The sequence below is a fragment of the Flavobacterium sp. GNP001 genome (genome assembly GCF_054343775.1).
Genome location: NZ_JBTGUX010000001.1, coordinates 2,292,675 through 2,309,912, shown reverse-complemented (window position 1 = coordinate 2,309,912; position 17,238 = coordinate 2,292,675). Strand labels below are relative to the sequence as shown.

General features: G+C 35.3%; 12 protein-coding genes. 6 read left to right on the top strand and 6 right to left on the bottom strand.

Annotation, left to right across the window (positions count from 1 at the left end; genetic code table 11):
* The first annotated feature begins 448 nt into the window (after positions 1–448).
* The 5 genes from ACXX8U_RS09830 (at position 449) to ACXX8U_RS09810 (ending at position 10,719) form a co-directional block, all read left to right on the top strand.
* Complete coding sequence (locus ACXX8U_RS09830) at positions 449–1,864, top strand: peptidylprolyl isomerase (RefSeq protein WP_458565702.1); 1,416 nt, start codon at positions 449–451, stop codon at positions 1,862–1,864.
* A 112-nt stretch (positions 1,865–1,976) separates the two neighbouring features.
* Positions 1,977–2,930, top strand: coding sequence for an AAA family ATPase (locus ACXX8U_RS09825; protein WP_458565701.1), 954 nt, complete (start codon positions 1,977–1,979; stop codon positions 2,928–2,930).
* Positions 2,931–3,255: 325 nt separating this feature from the next.
* On the top strand, positions 3,256–6,027 hold the full coding sequence (locus ACXX8U_RS09820) for a bifunctional aconitate hydratase 2/2-methylisocitrate dehydratase (protein WP_458565700.1): 2,772 nt from the start codon (positions 3,256–3,258) through the stop codon (positions 6,025–6,027).
* A gap of 123 nt (positions 6,028–6,150) precedes the next feature.
* Positions 6,151–8,418: an aconitate hydratase gene (locus ACXX8U_RS09815; RefSeq protein ID WP_458565699.1), complete on the top strand. Its 2,268-nt coding sequence runs from the start codon at positions 6,151–6,153 to the stop codon at positions 8,416–8,418.
* 882 nt (positions 8,419–9,300) lie between these two features.
* Complete coding sequence (locus ACXX8U_RS09810) at positions 9,301–10,719, top strand: C40 family peptidase (protein ID WP_458565698.1); 1,419 nt, start codon at positions 9,301–9,303, stop codon at positions 10,717–10,719.
* Between the two features lie 38 nt (positions 10,720–10,757).
* On the opposite strand, the gene ACXX8U_RS09805 is transcribed toward ACXX8U_RS09810, so the two are convergent.
* Together ACXX8U_RS09805 and ACXX8U_RS09800 are read right to left on the bottom strand one after the other, a co-directional pair.
* Positions 10,758–11,210: a VOC family protein gene (locus ACXX8U_RS09805; RefSeq protein WP_458565697.1), complete on the bottom strand. Its 453-nt coding sequence runs from the start codon at positions 11,208–11,210 to the stop codon at positions 10,758–10,760.
* Positions 11,211–11,242: 32 nt separating this feature from the next.
* Complete coding sequence (locus ACXX8U_RS09800) at positions 11,243–12,298, bottom strand: glycosyltransferase family 9 protein (RefSeq protein ID WP_458565696.1); 1,056 nt, start codon at positions 12,296–12,298, stop codon at positions 11,243–11,245.
* A 406-nt stretch (positions 12,299–12,704) separates the two neighbouring features.
* Here ACXX8U_RS09800 and ACXX8U_RS09795 point away from each other — a divergent pair, with 406 nt between their 5' ends.
* Positions 12,705–12,932, top strand: coding sequence for a CDGSH iron-sulfur domain-containing protein (locus ACXX8U_RS09795; protein WP_166138710.1), 228 nt, complete (start codon positions 12,705–12,707; stop codon positions 12,930–12,932).
* 142 nt (positions 12,933–13,074) lie between these two features.
* Here ACXX8U_RS09795 and ACXX8U_RS09790 read toward each other — a convergent pair whose 3' ends face one another.
* The 4 genes from ACXX8U_RS09790 to ACXX8U_RS09775 form a co-directional block, all read right to left on the bottom strand.
* The gene (locus ACXX8U_RS09790; RefSeq protein WP_458565695.1) at positions 13,075–14,208 is read right to left on the bottom strand and encodes a GAF domain-containing protein; all 1,134 of its coding nucleotides are present in this window, start codon (positions 14,206–14,208) and stop codon (positions 13,075–13,077) included.
* Positions 14,209–14,506: 298 nt separating this feature from the next.
* Entirely contained in the window at positions 14,507–15,370 is an 864-nt protein-coding gene (locus ACXX8U_RS09785) for an NAD(P)-dependent oxidoreductase (RefSeq protein ID WP_458565694.1), read from the bottom strand.
* Positions 15,371–15,606: 236 nt separating this feature from the next.
* Positions 15,607–16,083, bottom strand: a complete 477-nt coding sequence (locus ACXX8U_RS09780) for a hypothetical protein (protein ID WP_458565693.1) — start codon at positions 16,081–16,083, stop codon at positions 15,607–15,609.
* A gap of 163 nt (positions 16,084–16,246) precedes the next feature.
* Positions 16,247–17,101, bottom strand: coding sequence for a carboxypeptidase-like regulatory domain-containing protein (locus ACXX8U_RS09775; RefSeq protein WP_458565692.1), 855 nt, complete (start codon positions 17,099–17,101; stop codon positions 16,247–16,249).
* Positions 17,102–17,238: the final 137 nt, after the last annotated feature.

Genomic DNA, 17,238 nt, shown 5'->3' with positions numbered 1-17,238 from the left:
ATTATTCGAAATACTGTTCTTTATTTTTTTTCAGCACATTACGAAAACGTTATAGTGTTTACAACTTTATTTCTTACAAAGAATTACGTAGGTAATAATTTATTTTTTTAAAAGCAGTTCTGGTATTGTTGCTGATAATTAGATCGTGCTTCTTAGGTTTTAATTTGGGTTTTTGTTTGTTGCTTTTTTAGGAAAGTTTGCTGAAAATTGTACTAATTTTTTTGCCTATAATTTTTTGTTAATAGTACCAATGAAACTTGTTTTGTGTCAATGAATTGCTATTTTTGTTCGCTTGAACCGATTGAGCAGTTGCATACAATTTTGACTTTATATTTGAAGTTGTTTTTGAAAGTGTATATTTGCCAGCCGCTTCATTTATTTAGTATTGCAAAAGCGAAACTAAAAGCTTAATTATAAAAATATTACATCAATTAATACTACCATTAAAATGAAATTTATCACTAGCAAAAGTGTCTTATTACTTACTTTAGTTTGTCTCCTTTTTGTAAGTACTCAGGCCAATGCACAAGAGATTATTGTCGATTCTGTTGCTGCTCCAGTTAAAAAAGCGCCTTCAAAAGGAAAGCTAAAAGTAGACGGAGTTATTGCTACCGTTGGCGATTACATCATTTTAGATTCGGATATTGATAAGTCATATCTAGAAATTGCTGCTAACGGTGGTTCTGTCAAGGATATTACCAGATGTCAAATGTTAGGTAAATTGCTTGAAGATAAATTATATGCACACCAAGCCGTTCAAGATAGTATTATTGTATCAGATGCAGAAGTAAAAGGAATGTTAGAGGAACGATTGGCTTACCTGGTTGGCCAAATTGGCTCAATGGAAAAGGTAGTTCAGTACTATAAAAAAGACTCTGAAGAAGATTTTAGAACGTATTTTGCAGATATTTTGAAAGAGGGAAAGTTAACCTCTGAAATGACAAAAAAGATTGTTGATGCTGTAGAAATAACACCTGAAGAAGTACGTAATTATTTTAAAGATATCCCAAAGGATGACTTACCTACTTTTGGAGTGGAGTTGGAAGTAGCGCAAATTGTGGTGGAGCCAAAGGTTTCACAGGAAGACAAGCAAAAAGTTATTGATAAGTTAAATGAGTTCAAAAAGGAAATTCAAGAAGGTTCTAGTTTTTCTACAAAAGCGGTTTTATACTCGCAAGATCCTGGTTCAAGAGCTAATGGTGGTTATTACAAGATGAATCGTAAAACTCCTTTTGTAAAAGAATTTAAAGAAGTTGCTTTTAGTTTATCCGAGGGAGAAATATCTGCTCCTTTTGAAACTGAATTTGGTTTTCACATTATTTATGTAGAAAAAATAAAAGGGCAAGAGGTTGAATTGCGACATATTTTATTAGCGCCAACTGTGACTGAAACTTCTTTGAAAGAAGCCAAAGAAAAAATTGCACTTATCAAAAAAAGAATCGAAGCTAAAGAAATTACATTTGCAGAGGCAGCAAGAAGTTTGTCTGATGAAAAACAGACTAGAGCAAATGGTGGAGCGCTAATAAATCCTCAAACTCAGGATACTCGTTTTGAGTTGACCAAAATGGACCCATCGTTTTACAGTCAGGTTTCTAATTTAAAAACCAATGAAATTTCAGCACCAATTTTAGATCAAGATGATCAAGGTAAAAAGAAATTTAAAATCATAACGGTTACTAATAGAATTGATGAGCATGCTGCTGATTATGCAAAGGACTATACAAAAATTAAAGAATTAGCTCTAAACAAAAAACGTATTACCGCTATTGGCAAATGGTTTGATGAGAAAATTAAAGAGACTTACATAAAAATTGTTGGGGAATACAGAGATTGTGCTTTCACCAATAATTGGTTGAAAAAATAAGTACTTGTTTTCTAATTGAGAAGTTTCATATTTTTTTCGATAAATTAATAAAAAGAGTTAGTTTTATGTTTTCATAAAAACTAACTCTTTTTCATTTAAAAATATTTCATACATGTCAGACGTAGCTGCAGTTCAAAATTTAGTTCAAAAAAGAAATGATTTAAAAAAAGAAATCGCCAAAATTATCGTTGGGCAAGATGCCGTTGTAGAACAAATTTTGTTGTGCGTTTTTAGTGGTGGTCACGCTTTGCTTGTAGGTGTTCCAGGTTTAGCAAAAACTTTGTTGGTAAATACATTAGCCCAAGCTTTAGGATTAGATTTTAAACGCATTCAATTCACACCAGATTTGATGCCGTCGGATATTTTGGGAAGCGAAATTTTAGACGAAAACCGTCAATTCAAATTCATCAAAGGACCTATTTTTTCAAACATAATTCTCGCTGACGAGATTAACAGAACACCGCCTAAAACTCAGGCAGCTTTGCTTGAAGCCATGCAAGAGCGCTCGGTAACGATTGCAGGAGCCAATTACAAACTTGCTTTACCTTATTTTGTGTTGGCAACGCAAAATCCAATTGAGCAAGAAGGTACCTATCCTTTGCCTGAGGCGCAACTAGATCGTTTTATGTTTTCTATTAAATTAGAATATCCTAGTTTTCAAGAGGAAGTACAAGTTGTGAAACAAACTACTGCCGATCTAAAACCAATAGTTGATCCCTTATTTACGGCTCAAGAAATTATCGATTTCCAACAATTAATTCGCCGTATTCCGGTTGCTGATAATGTGATTGAATATGCTGTGACTTTGGTGAGTAAAACCCGTCCTGATAATAACTTAGCAACTGACTTTGTGAAAAATTATTTAGATTGGGGTGCCGGTCCTCGTGCTTCGCAAAACTTAATTTTAGCTGCGAAAACTCATGCCGTTTTTCAAGGTAAATTTTCTCCAGATATCGAAGATGTAAAAGCAGTAGCTATTGGAATTTTGCGTCACAGAATTATTAAAAATTACAAAGCCGATGCGGAAGGAATTACAGAGGAAATGATCATTGCTAAGTTGTTTTAAAAATTAAAAACACCATTTTAAGTGCCGATTTCGAGATGAACTACAACGTTTTCTTGAAATCGGTATTTTTTGTTTTTACGAAATAATTAAAAAGTGTTTTGTTTCTTGAGAATATAGCACAAATATGTTAATATTTTATTTTATTCCTATTTTAAAGCCCTTGATTTCAGTATTTACTAATAGTATTTTTTCAAATGCTCGCTTTCATTATATTTTTTTAAATTTCATCTTAATCTACTAAATTTGCTAGATAAATAAATAGTTTCTGCTTTTGTCTCTGATTTGCTCAAAGTAAAAGTTGTAAACATAGAAAAACATTCCAATTATGAGTTTATATAACGATTATCTACAAGAAATCGAAGACAGAAAAGGGCAGGGACTTCATCCAAAGCCTATTGATGGTGCTGAGTTATTAAGCGAAATCATCTCTCAAATTAAAGACACAGCGAATGCACATCGTGACGCGTCCCTTCAATTTTTTATTTACAATGTAGTGCCAGGTACCACACCTGCAGCTGCTCAAAAAGCAGCTTTCTTAAAAGAAATCATTTTAGGTACTGAAATAGTTGCTGAAATTACCCCAGCATTTGCTTTGGAGTTATTATCGCACATGAAAGGTGGACCTTCAATCAAAGTTTTATTAGATATTGCTTTGGGTGACGATGCCGAAAAAGCTTTGGCTGCAGCCGAAGTTTTAAAAACACAAGTGTATTTGTATGAAGCAGATACAGATCGTTTAGAGGCGGCCTACAAAGCAGGCAACGCAATTGCAACTTCTATTTTAGAAAGTTATGCAAAAGCGGAATTTTTCACTAAACTTCCTGAAGTTGCCGAAGAAATTCAAGTAGTTACATTTATTGCTGGCGAAGGTGATATTTCAACTGATTTATTGTCGCCAGGAAATCAAGCGCACTCGCGTTCTGATCGTGAATTACACGGAAAATGTTTCATTTCGCCAGAAGCACAACAAGGAATTGAAGCTTTAAAAGCGCAACATCCAGATAAAAGTGTGATGCTTATTGCTGAAAAAGGTACCATGGGTGTAGGTTCTTCTAGAATGTCTGGTGTGAACAACGTAGCACTTTGGGCAGGAAAACAAGCTAGTCCATACGTACCATTCATCAATATTGCTCCAATTGTAGCGGGAACAAATGGTATTTCTCCAATCTTCTTAACAACAGTTGATGTAACTGGTGGAATCGGTTTGGATTTGAAAAACTGGGTTAAAAAAACAGATGCAAATGGTGAAGTACTTCGTAATGAAAGTGGTGATCCAATTCTTGAAGAAGCTTATTCAGTAGCAACTGGAACGGTTTTGACTATCAATACCAAAACCAAAAAATTATACAAGGACGGTGAAGAATTGATCGATATCTCGAAAGCTTTCACACCTCAAAAAATGGAATTTATCAAAGCGGGTGGCTCTTACGCCATTGTTTTTGGTAAAAAATTACAAACTTTTGCTTCTAAAACTTTAGGGATCGCAACGGTTCCAGTTTTTGCACCTTCAAAAGAAGTTTCTGTAGAAGGACAAGGTTTAACAGCGGTTGAAAAAATATTCAATAAAAATGCAGTTGGAGCGACTCCTGGTAAAATATTACATGCTGGTTCAGACGTTCGTGTGACTGTGAATATCGTGGGCTCTCAAGATACAACTGGTTTGATGACATCACAAGAATTAGAGTCGATGGCAGCTACAGTAATTTCTCCAATTGTAGACGGTGCTTACCAATCAGGATGTCACACTGCTTCGGTTTGGGACAATAAATCGAAAGCGAATATTCCAAGATTGATGAAGTTCATGAATGATTTTGGTTTAATTACAGCTCGTGATCCTAAAGGAGAATACCATGCCATGACCGACGTAATTCATAAAGTTTTAAATGACATTACTGTTGATGAATGGGCTATCATTATTGGTGGAGATTCACATACTAGAATGTCAAAAGGAGTTGCTTTTGGTGCCGATTCAGGAACTGTAGCCCTTGCATTAGCAACAGGTGAGGCTTCTATGCCAATTCCAGAATCTGTAAAAGTGACTTTCAAAGGAAACATGAAAAACTACATGGATTTCCGTGATGTGGTGCATGCTACACAATCGCAAATGTTACAACAGTTTGGTGGCGAAAATGTTTTCCAAGGTCGTATTATCGAAGTACACATTGGAACATTAACAGCAGATCAAGCTTTTACGTTTACCGATTGGACTGCTGAAATGAAAGCCAAAGCTTCTATCTGTATTTCTGAAGACGCTACTTTAATTGAATCTTTAGAAATTGCAAAAGGTAGAATTCAAATTATGATTGATAAAGGTATGGACAACCAAAAGCAAGTGCTTAAAGGTTTGATCGATATCGCAAACAAAAGAATTGCTGAAATTCAATCTGGTGAAAAACCAGCTTTAACTCCTGATGCTAATGCTAAATATTATGCTGAGGTAGTTATTGATTTGGATATCGTTGCGGAGCCAATGATTGCTGATCCAGATGTAAATAATGCGGATGTTTCTAAGCGTTATACGCACGATACAATCAGACCACTTTCGTTTTATGGAGGAACCAAACAAGTTGATCTTGGTTTTATAGGATCTTGTATGGTGCACAAAGGCGATATGAAAATATTGGCACAAATGCTTAAAAATGTTGAAGCACAAAACGGTAGGGTAGAGTTCAAAGCACCATTAGTTGTTGCGCCGCCTACATACAATATTGTGGATGAATTAAAAGCAGAAGGTGATTGGGAAGTGTTACAAAAATACTCTGGTTTTGAGTTTGATGACAACGCACCGAAAGCTGCAGCACGTACCGAGTATGAAAACATGTTGTACTTAGAGCGTCCAGGTTGTAACTTGTGTATGGGTAACCAAGAAAAAGCGTCAAAAGGAGATACGGTTATGGCAACATCAACTCGTTTATTCCAAGGTCGTGTGGTTGAAGATACCGAAGGTAAAAAAGGAGAATCTTTACTTTCTTCTACGCCAGTGGTTGTTTTATCTACCATTTTAGGAAGAACACCTACTATCGAAGAGTATAAAACTGCTGTTGACGGAATCAACTTAACACAATTTGCTCCGTCTCACAAATTATTAGTAAAATAAGGTAAATTTTTGTTAATTTCCTTTCAAAAGCCTGAGTGTTATCGCTCAGGCTTTTTTTTGCTCTGATTTTTTCGTAACTTGTAGGTTCAATAAATGAAACAATAATCACTAAATACAAATTCTATGGCATTTGATATCGAAATGATCAAAAAAGTGTATGCTTCAATGCCTGCACGAGTAGATCAAGCACGTGAATTAGTGGGGCGTCCGCTTACCTTGACAGAGAAAATTTTATACAATCATCTTTGGGATAAAATGCCCGAAAAGCCATTCAGGCGAGGAGAGGATTATGTTGACTTTGCACCAGATCGCGTAGCATGCCAAGATGCCACTGCTCAAATGGCTTTATTGCAATTTATGCATGCTGGAAAAAAAACAGTTGCTGTCCCAACTACAGTACATTGTGACCACTTGATTCAAGCTAAAGTAGATGCCGCCACCGATTTGGCTCGAGCCAAAACGCAGAGTAACGAGGTTTTTGATTTTTTATCATCAGTTTCAAATAAATATGGTATTGGTTTCTGGAAACCGGGAGCAGGAATTATCCATCAAGTAGTGTTAGAGAATTATGCTTTTCCTGGCGGCTTAATGATTGGTACCGACTCGCACACCGTAAATGCCGGTGGTTTAGGAATGGTGGCCATTGGAGTGGGTGGTGCCGATGCAGTTGATGTGATGTCTGGAATGGCATGGGAACTAAAGTTTCCTAAATTAATTGGTGTGAAGTTAACCGGTAAATTATCAGGTTGGACCGCCCCAAAAGATGTGATTTTAAAAGTAGCAGGTATTCTTACTGTTAAAGGAGGAACTGGAGCCATTGTTGAATATTTTGGTGAAGGCGCTGTAGCAATGTCCTGCACGGGGAAAGGAACTATATGTAACATGGGTGCCGAAATTGGTGCGACAACCTCTACCTTTGGTTATGATGAATCAATGGGCAAATACTTGCGGGCTACTGATCGTGCTGACGTGGCCGCTGCCGCAGATGCTATTGCGCCGTACTTAACCGGAGATCCAGAAGTTTACGCAGAACCTGAAAAATATTTTGATCAAGTAATCGAAATTAATTTAGACGAATTAGAGCCTCATCTTAACGGACCTTTTACGCCTGATTTGGCTACTCCTATTTCTAAAATGAAAGAAGAGGCCATCAAAAACAATTGGCCGCTTAAAATTGAAGTTGGTTTAATTGGTTCATGCACCAATTCATCTTACGAAGATATTGCACGCGCAGCTTCTATTGCGAAACAAGTAACGGATAAAAATTTAAAAATTAAATCAGAATTCACTATCACTCCAGGATCTGAATTAGTGCGCTACACCATAGAGCGCGACGGTTTCATTGATACTTTTGACGCCATGGGAGCAACTGTTTTTGCCAATGCCTGCGGCCCTTGTATCGGGATGTGGGACAGAGAAGGAGCGGAGAAAGAGGAACGCAATACCATCGTACATTCATTCAATAGAAATTTCTCTAAACGTGCCGATGGAAATCCAAATACCTTAGCTTTTGTTGGGTCGCCTGAGTTGGTAACGGCTTTGGCCATAGCAGGTGATTTGGGTTTTAATCCCTTGACCGATACGCTTATCAACGAAAATGGCGAAGAAGTGCGTCTTGACGCTCCATTTGGTGATGAATTACCATCCAAAGGATTTGATGCCGAAGATCCAGGTTTTCAAGCACCAGCAGCAGATGGTAGCGGTATTGCGGTGGCGGTTTCTCCAACTTCAGAGCGTTTGCAACTTTTGGAGCCGTTTGAACCTTGGGACAAACAAAATATCACTGGAGCTAAGCTTTTAATTAAAGCTTTTGGTAAATGTACGACCGATCACATCTCTATGGCTGGGCCTTGGTTGCGTTTCAGAGGGCATTTGGATAACATTTCAAACAACATGCTTATTGGCGCGATCAATGCGTACAATCAAAAAGCCAATTCAGTTAAAAATCAAATCACTGGGCAGTACGACGCTGTCCCTGCAGTGGCCAGAGCGTACAAAGCAGCTGGAATTCCATCTATTGTTGTGGGTGATCACAATTATGGCGAAGGAAGTTCAAGAGAGCATGCCGCAATGGAACCTCGTTTTTTAGGTGTAAAAGCAGTTTTAGTTAAATCGTTTGCGCGTATTCACGAAACAAACCTGAAAAAACAAGGAATGTTAGCGCTTACTTTTGCCTCAGAGGCTGATTATGACAAAATCCAAGAAGATGATACCATCAATTTTATCGACTTGGTTGATTTTTCGCCGGGGAAACCGCTCACGCTAGCTTTCGTTCACAGCGACGGAACTACGGATTACATACTGGCAAATCACACCTACAACGAAGGTCAAATCGGGTGGTTTGTTGCAGGATCGGCGCTCAACTTAATTGCAGCGGCTGGCAATGTTTAAAATAGTTTTAATTCAAAAGATCAACTCTCAAGGAAACTTGGGAGTTTTTTTTTAGGAGCTATTTCCCGCTATCCGCTTCCCTTTTTTTACTCAAGTGCTTTTTTTCTAGGTCACAAAAGGAGCTTCTTTTAGTCGCTCTTTGTTCCCAGAAAAAAATAGCACTTGAGTTGCAAAAGAGGTCCGCTACTATCGGGGCTAGAGACTCATATAGATTTCCCGCCCACTCTCCGAAAAACATCTTATTAAAAGCTGTGCGAATGTCTCCGACTTCGCACTCGTAATCTGAATAAGCTATATTAAATCTAAGATAACCGCAGATTAGATAACACAATAATTTGCGAATTTGCGGTGAAAAAATTTTTTAATTGGTGCGAAGGATGAATTGTATATTGATAGGCGGAATTGCATTCCGTGATTCGCTCATCTAAAAATTTCTTATCAAAAGCTGTGCGAATGTCACTCCCAATCTACACTGAGCATCATTAAATCTAATGTAACCGCAGATTAGATAACACAATAATCTGCGAATTTGCGGTGAAAAAATTTTTTAAATAGCGCGAAGTCGAAGATATTCGCGAAGCAATAAAATTGCGTACTTCAAGATAACTTTTTTAGTATTTAATTAAAAACTAACAAGCTTGCGAAGCCAGTATTTCTAGAATGGAATTCAAAAAAAAGGGTTAAATTTTAATTTTTCAACGTTAAAATTGAGAAAAACGACCTGTTTTTTGATTAAATCACTTAAATTAGCTTTTTTGAAATTTGAAATTCTCTAAAAGCAGTTACACAAAGTTAAATAGGCTGTTGTGTTAAAGGAAAACGGTCAGTTGCAAATAGCACTTGTATCGTTGCGGTTTAAAGAGCTAAATTGAAATAAAATATATGAGTTCACGGATAGTATTAATTGTGTTGTTTTTTAATTGTTTTCTTGCCTTTGCTCAAGAAAAAACCATCAAGCATACCATCGTAAAAGGCGAAACTATTTCAAGTATTGCAGAAAAATATGATGTAAAACAAAGCGCTATTTTTAAACTAAATCCAAGTGCTAAAAAGCTATTAAAATTAAATTCGGTTTTAATAATCCCAACTAACGAACCGCTGGCACTTCCACAAAAAAATAAAAAAACAACCACAATTGCTACCAAAGAACACGAGGTACAAGCCAAACAATCCTTTTACGCAATTGCAAAATTATACGGCATTACAATTAATGATTTAAAAGAAGTAAATCCTTTATTGGCTAGTACAGAATTGCAAATTGGTCAAAAAATCAATGTTCCCGCATCAGCCAAAGCAATTGAAAGTAGTACGATTGCAGCAGTAAAATCAGATCTTGCAACCAAAGAAGAAACTACCAAAACAGAAGCAATTTCTGCTGGAGAATCTTTTGAATGGGAAGTATTACCCAAAGAAACTAAATATTCGATTACCAAGAAATACGGAATTACAATCAAAGAATTTGACAAAGCCAATCCAACTTTAGGTGTAAAGGCTTTAAAAGCGGGTCAAAAAGTGATGATTCCAGTCAGTCCCAATAGTAATGTTGCGCTAGCCACGGCAGTTCCAACAACATTAAATAGTATTGCTACTGATAAACAAACTGAAAATAAACAGCCAAATGTAGCCCCTGCTAAACCAGAAGCAAAAACGAGCGAAGCAATTACAATAGTACGCGAAGTTTTACCCAAAGAAACAAAGTACGCAATAGCAAAACAATACGGTTTAAGTGTTCGAGAATTAGAAAATCAAAATCCAGCAATCAAAAACGGATTACCAGTTGGTTTTAAACTTAATATTACTTCAAGTACTATTCCAGAAGGTGAAGCAGTTGCTGCCGCTCCTATTTCTATCAATGACGTAGCGATAGAAAAGAGTAAAATCGATTTTAATGCTACATCTAAGCCTAATTTTAATCACGATTTTTTAGATCAATTGATCGAAAGTGCCTCTGAGAATATCGGTGTGCGCTACCGGTCAGGTGGTTCATCAAAAGCAGGGTTTGATTGTTCAGGTTTGATGTGTAACACCTTTGGTGCTTTTGATATCAAACTACCTCGTACTTCAAGAGAGCAATCAACCGTTGGTGTTCAAGTAAGCGTTGAGGAAGCTCAAAAAGGCGATTTAATTTTCTTTAAAACTAATGGGCGCAGTCAAATTAACCACGTAGGGATGGTAGTTGAGGTCACCGATGGCGAAATTAAATTCATTCATTCCTCGACGAGCAATGGTGTCATAATTTCTTCTACAAAGGAAAAATATTACGAAAAAAACTTCTCGCAGATCAATAGAGTAATTCAATAATAACAAAAAAGCCAAATCATTGATTTGGCTTTTTACTTTTATAGGCTGTTCAATTCAATCCAATACCCATCAGGATCTTGAATGTAAATTTGTTTTACTCCGTCAGCTCTAATGCTAATTGTATCTTTTTTACCGGGCCAATCCCAATACGTAATTTGCAATTGGTTGAGTTTTTTAATTAAGTTCTCGAAGTCTATTACTTTAAAAGCAAGATGTATTGCTTTGTTAATTTGAACAGGATCTTTTATTGTTGATACCAAATGCAATTCTTTTCCTTCGCCTAACGACATCCAGCGGATTCCTTCTTTTTGAGTTTTATTGGTTATCTCTTGAAGTTGTAATACGTTTTTGTAAAACTGTACTGAATTATCCAAGTTTTTTACAGAAAGTGCCATGTGATCCAGTTGCAGGCTGAAATTTTCTTTTTGCTGAGCGCTAATGCTATAGCTGCTTTGTAATACTACGATAAGTAACAGGAATTTTAGTTTCATGGGTCGCTTTGCTGTTTGATCTGTAGTTTACTTTATGAATTAGATTGTAAAGTGCGCTGTACAATGGCCATCCAATCATCAAGATTACCTTCGTTGGTATTAATGGCCACACTATTGTTGTCATAAGGTTTGTAAGTTTCTATATTGTCTCTTGAAAAAAGTCCAATTGTAGGCGTAAGTGAAGCACTTGACAAATGCATAATACCGCTATCAGCACCAATAAAAACCGCCGTGTTGGCAATAACAGCGCCAATTTCTCGAATATCCTTGCTATAAAAAGTAGGCGCAGCAAAACCTATTTGAGAAACGTTTTCTACTGGTAATACTTCAAGAATGGCGTAATCAGGAAACTCACTGAGCAAACGAGCGTAAAATTGTTCCCACCAAGTTGTGGCGTAACATTTATCGTCTGTGGCGTAAGTAAAAATGGCGATCGTTTTGCTAGTGTTCCCTACTATTTTGGCAACGGTATTTTTACCTTGTTCCAATTCTTTTGCACTCAATTTTAAGTTTAAAGGAGGTACTTCTTGTTGATTTTCGGGAAAATTCAATTGCGTTAAAAAGTTCCTGAATTCGTATATAGGATATTTTGCAATATGGCAATAGTCAGAATGCTTTTGAGCTAAAGTAGTGTCTTCTTCTCCAAAAAATTTATATTTTGCGTTAGCAAATTGCGCAGATAAACGTCCCGACGAAGAGTTTTTATCCACATTAATAACTATGTCATAATTTCCTTTTTTGATGGTTGTCCACACCTTGAAGTAAGCAATCAGATCTTTGAAAGGTTTTTTAGGTAGTTCAATTACGGTCTGTATATTTTGATAATTCTCAAAAACAATGGGAGCTAAACCACCTTTTACAAACAAGTCAATTTTACAATCCGGAAAAGTTGCTTGCACCTCTTGTACCAGCGGCGTTATCAACAATAAATTACCTAGTCGATGATTGGGCCTAGAGATTAATACTCTTTTAATTTCTATTTTTTGATTCGGATCAACAACAAATTTTTGTGCTGAAGCACCAATGTTTTTGGTTAAACTTTTGGTTAAAATTCGGCGGTAAATATTTATTTTTTTTAATAATGTCATATTAAAATCTAAGTTTTTAAAAATGTATTTGAAGGATAATATCCTCTTGATTTAAATTGGAGAAAGCTTGTTTTAATAAGCAAGTCTCAGCATTTTTTGCGAGGCTAAATATAAAGTTTTCTTTTTTTGAAAGTATTACTTTTAAGTGTTTTTTACTTTTATTTACCAGAAAGCATATTTGGATTGCATTTTAGACGATCCGATTTTAATTTTTAAACAATAGTGGCGCAATTTTAATGGTGTGCTTAACTTCATACTTGCTTGTTGTTTAATTGGCATTGGTCTCGGCGGGTTCATTAAATTAGAATTATTGTAAATTATAATACCTTATCAGAAAAAAGGTGTTTCAAGTGCGATTGCTTTAAAATAATTCTTGACCTTTGGGGTCTAATATTGATATCTGATTATGAGTACAACTAAATTAACCATCAACAAAAATGGTTCTATAAAAATTGAAGGTGATTTTGAAATAACCGATTGCAATGGTCAAACCTACGGTTTAGAGGGCAGAACGGCTTTGGGCCTTTGTCGTTGTGGTTTATCTGCCAACAAACCATTTTGTGATGGCGCACACCGCAATGGTTTTGAGCATGAGCCAGCAGCGTTTGACTTGCCTCCTGTGAAAACAAAATAGAAAAAACTTATCAGTTTTAGGATAAAAAAACGAAAGCTACCTTGTAATTTGGTAGCTTTTGTTTTTATTAGTAGAAGTACGATTTTTGAAAAAACGGAGAAAGGAATTTTAAAACACCAACATGAAGGTTCAAGGGCATAATTTATTGACAATTTGGCTTAAGTCTACCACTTTTGTTTGTTATTAATTCTTTTTTTCTTTGGTAAATTTCATTTAAGTTTTTCGTAAATATTTCCATTTCTTCCGATACTTTTTTGATATAAGTCACGTATTCTACGAGGCTTTCATGACTGATGTTTTTTTCGTTTTCGATCATATTATTTAATGCCATCAGCGTAGTAACCGGTCTTCGAAGTACGTGCGAAATGTCAAATACAATTTGATCCATGGCGATTTCGTATTCTATACGATCATTTATATTGTGAAAACTGCCATACCAAACCACACTTCCATCTGGCATACGTTCCGGATTTCCTTTCATAGAATGCCATCTGTATTCAGAATCATGCTTCACGCGATACTCAATGTTCAAAAAGGATAAATTCGTAAACGACTCCATTAATTTCAATTTAAAATCATCTAAATCATCTTTACATATTAGTGTAAAACCAATTTCAGGCGTGTCTAACCATTGTTGCATGGTTACGGAAGGGTGTAATTCAATCATACCTTCACTAATAAATTCAAACTTTAAGGCGCCTTCGGCAGTCATTTTTAATTGAAAAATTCCATCGGGCACACTATCTGTTAGTTTTTTTAATCGCGCTGCATTGGTCTTCATCTCATCTTTTTGTTCCAAAAGAAGTTTTCGTGAGTTCAAGCAAACCATAGTTTTTTTTGCCAAAATGTGCAAAACTTTGATTTGATCGGGAGTTAATTGTCTTGGCTTGTGATCAATAATGCAAAAACTTCCGAGGACATTTCCGGACGGAGTGGTTAATGGAACACCTGCATAAAAGCGGATTTTCGGATTATTAATTACGGAAGGATTTTTACAAAAAAGAGGATCTTTTAAAGCATCTTCAACAATTAAATTTTCTAAAGTTCCACTAAGTAGGTGTCGACAAAATGAATCTTCCCTTTTGGTTTCGGTTATATCTAGTCCTTTGTTGACTTTAAACCATTGGCGATCTTCATCAATAAAGGTGATTAAAGCAACGGGTACATCAAAAATTAAAGAAGCCATTTCAGAGAGTATATCCAATTCCATTTCTGGTTCAGTGTCCAAAATTTGATAGGAAATGAGCTCTTCTAATCTGTTATTTTTTGATTCCATTCTTAACAGCGGTTTTTGTACTCTTTATTAAGTAGCACGTCTTAATTTTCTTTCTCAAATATAATGAAAAGAACTTTATACAGAAACAAAAATCGATGAATTAATCCTAAAAAGTATACAATATAATGTGTACTGTATTAAAAGTGAATGTTTTGAGTTTTATTAGTCGATGATTCGAGGTGTCACAACCAGTAGAAATACGTTGATAAGGCTTTTTATAACAAAATTGTAGAGCTTTAGTATTTGAATTGGCCGATTTATTTTTTTCTCTATCAAACGGTTTTGATTTTAATTTTATTTATTGGGAATTTTTTAAACTACTAATAATTGCCATTACATCTTGATCGCCTAATCCTTCTTTTTCAGCTGAGGCGTAACTGTGATATAAAGGATGAATTAGTGGCGAATCTAATCCTGCAGCTTTGGCCAAGCCTAAATCTTTTACCAAGTGTTTCAACGCAAATGCCGCTGGAAAGGAATCATTTAATATAGAAGGTGTTTTGATATTCGTGATGCCGTTACCGCAAGCACCTTGATTGATAATGTTGAGCATGTCCTCTTTACTGACTCCGTTTTTCTCCGCAAATAAAACCGTTTCGGCTATGCCTTGTAAGTTCAAGCCAAGCAAATAATTGATAGCTAATTTAGCTGAACTTGCTACACCGGGTTCTCCTATATGAATGGCAATTTTACCCAAAACATCAAATATTGGTTTTGCAATTGCAAAATTTTCTGGAGTAGCACCTACCAAAATCACGAGTGTTCCATCTTGCGCTGGTTTTACACTTCCCGAAACGGGAGCGTCTATAAATGCTACTTGATGTTGGTTGCAAATGGTATTTAAATAGCGAGAAGTTTCAGGCGAAACGGTGCTCATATTTATGATGGTTTTCCCTGAATTAGCTTTCGATAACAAACCACTCGGACCTTCAAAAACTTCTTTTACAGCTGTGTCATTGGATAACATGGTTACAACCACGTCACTTGTTGCAATTAGTTCTTGCAAGTTATTTGCTGATTTTGCCCCCGCAGCAAGCAATGGCGTTTCTTTGTCTTTGGTGCGGTTAAAAACGGATACTTCAAATCCTGCTTTGAGTAAGTTAAGTACCATTGGGTTGCCCATATTGCCGAGACCAACCCATCCTAATTGTATGTTTTTCATAGTGTTCTTATTCAAAAAAATGATTGGTTTTCTCTCTGGTTTTAAAGTTTTAGAAACCTCTAGAAAACCACACTAAAATACGTTTTAATTTTGGTAACAAAACCATTTTATTGATAGAACATTAAGGAAGAAGTTGTATTGGTTTAAAACTTACAAATAACTCGTCAGTTTCGCCAACAAAAAACCGATTCCAACTCTAATCAGAGACCAAAGAATCCTTTGTTTGATATTAATTTTTAAAGCACTCTATTTTCTAATGCAGCTTTGCGATCTAAATTACTACCGATAATCTGTCCAACAACAATACCGAATAGCATACCCAGTGATAAACCTTTGGCTATTTTTCCATTTGCAGATCCAATTGCCATTCCTACAGTCATCCCCAAAAGCATCCCTTTACTGGTATATTTTTTTTTGAATTTACCCTTTTGGACGTAACTAAAGTTTTCTTCGACAAAGGTTTTTAATTTAGTTATTTCAGTTAAATGTTTTCCATGGTACTGTACTTTTTGTTCTGATGTCTTATTTTGTAGACCATTAATCACCTGTTCAATTTTGGTACAAAGTAATTCACTTTCTGATATATGGTTGTTTTCAATCTTGGTAAGCAAGTTTTTTAAATATTCAAAACTAATATGAATTTTTTCTTGGGGAGTATAATTTTCAGTTTTCTCATTTAAAACCTCTTGCATTTTATGCGTCCAATTTTTCATAACTATTTTGGTTTAAAAATATTTGTATTTTTAATTTTTGTTCAGGATTTGGTGCATTTTTTTTCGGTCCGAAAGCGAGATGCTCGCAATAGTTGTGGTTTTTATGTAGTTATGATAAATATGAAATTTTAAATGTGACTTGTATTATTACAATTACTACTCATTATTTTTCTATTTGTACTTCAATGTTTATCATTGCATTTACATAAGCATCTTTTACTTGCGATTTATGAGTACCTATTTTCCAATTTTTACTTCTAAATCTTATCCAAGTCAAAATGTCCTTTTTTGTGTGTGTAAAGTTAATACTTGGTGCTATTTTAGACATTGAACTTATTTCTTCATTATAGTTGGTGTTAATAATTTCTACCCCAATACAAATACCCTTTGTAGGTAGTTTAATGTTTAAAGTATCAATATTAATTTTCAATTGATAAGTTTTATTTTGTGGCTCAACAATTAAATTTTCAAAATACAATTCTTCTCCTGGTGTTTTATTTATGCTGTCATATTCATAAAACCTAATATTATACGTTGCCAAGTAATCAAATTCTCTTCTCTTATTTAGACTTAAAATTATGCTCTTTATTTTACCGTTTTTATCTGATGGATTTTTTATCAAATTGCAAAATTCATATCCAAATGGAAGACCAGTTCGTACTTTTAATTTTTTCTTTAATCCTAATGTTTTGCTACTGGTATAGTTTTTCTTCTTATTTGCAATTAATATTTCCTCAAGTTTTTCAATTTTAGGGCTTAACTCAATATCTGCAGTTTTATTAAACTTCGATAAATCAACAATTTTTGTTTTATACCCAACGGATGAGATTTGCAAATTATCGGTATTGTCCTTGATTTTAATTTTAAAATTTCCATTTATATCCGAATTAACACCTAAGTCTTTTTTGACAAATGTGATATTCACCAGTTCGATAGGTTTTTTTGTGATACTATCTATTATCCTACCTTGTAAAGTTTGAGAGTAGGTCGTTATGTTAGCAAAAATCATTGTTAACATAAAAATAAATTTCATCTGAAATTTTAAAGTCATTTTTACTTAAGTGTAAAGTAGTAGGTTGTTTTAGTCGTTACTGAGCGTCATACAGTTTGAATCATAAAACGCCCTAGTGTTGGCGAGACCCTCCGGCTCGTGAA

Bases quoted from the DNA above. Each gene is read 5' to 3' on its own strand.
- ACXX8U_RS09830 (WP_458565702.1), top strand. From the start codon at position 449: ATGAAATTTATCACTAGCAAAAGTGTCTTATTACTTACTTTAGTTTGT.
- ACXX8U_RS09825 (WP_458565701.1), top strand. From the start codon at position 1,977: ATGTCAGACGTAGCTGCAGTTCAAAATTTAGTTCAAAAAAGAAATGAT.
- ACXX8U_RS09820 (WP_458565700.1), top strand. From the start codon at position 3,256: ATGAGTTTATATAACGATTATCTACAAGAAATCGAAGACAGAAAAGGG.
- ACXX8U_RS09815 (WP_458565699.1), top strand. From the start codon at position 6,151: ATGGCATTTGATATCGAAATGATCAAAAAAGTGTATGCTTCAATGCCT.
- ACXX8U_RS09810 (WP_458565698.1), top strand. From the start codon at position 9,301: ATGAGTTCACGGATAGTATTAATTGTGTTGTTTTTTAATTGTTTTCTT.
- ACXX8U_RS09805 (WP_458565697.1), bottom strand. From the start codon at position 11,210: ATGAAACTAAAATTCCTGTTACTTATCGTAGTATTACAAAGCAGCTAT.
- ACXX8U_RS09800 (WP_458565696.1), bottom strand. From the start codon at position 12,298: ATGACATTATTAAAAAAAATAAATATTTACCGCCGAATTTTAACCAAA.
- ACXX8U_RS09795 (WP_166138710.1), top strand. From the start codon at position 12,705: ATGAGTACAACTAAATTAACCATCAACAAAAATGGTTCTATAAAAATT.
- ACXX8U_RS09790 (WP_458565695.1), bottom strand. From the start codon at position 14,208: ATGGAATCAAAAAATAACAGATTAGAAGAGCTCATTTCCTATCAAATT.
- ACXX8U_RS09785 (WP_458565694.1), bottom strand. From the start codon at position 15,370: ATGAAAAACATACAATTAGGATGGGTTGGTCTCGGCAATATGGGCAAC.
- ACXX8U_RS09780 (WP_458565693.1), bottom strand. From the start codon at position 16,083: ATGAAAAATTGGACGCATAAAATGCAAGAGGTTTTAAATGAGAAAACT.
- ACXX8U_RS09775 (WP_458565692.1), bottom strand. From the start codon at position 17,101: ATGTTAACAATGATTTTTGCTAACATAACGACCTACTCTCAAACTTTA.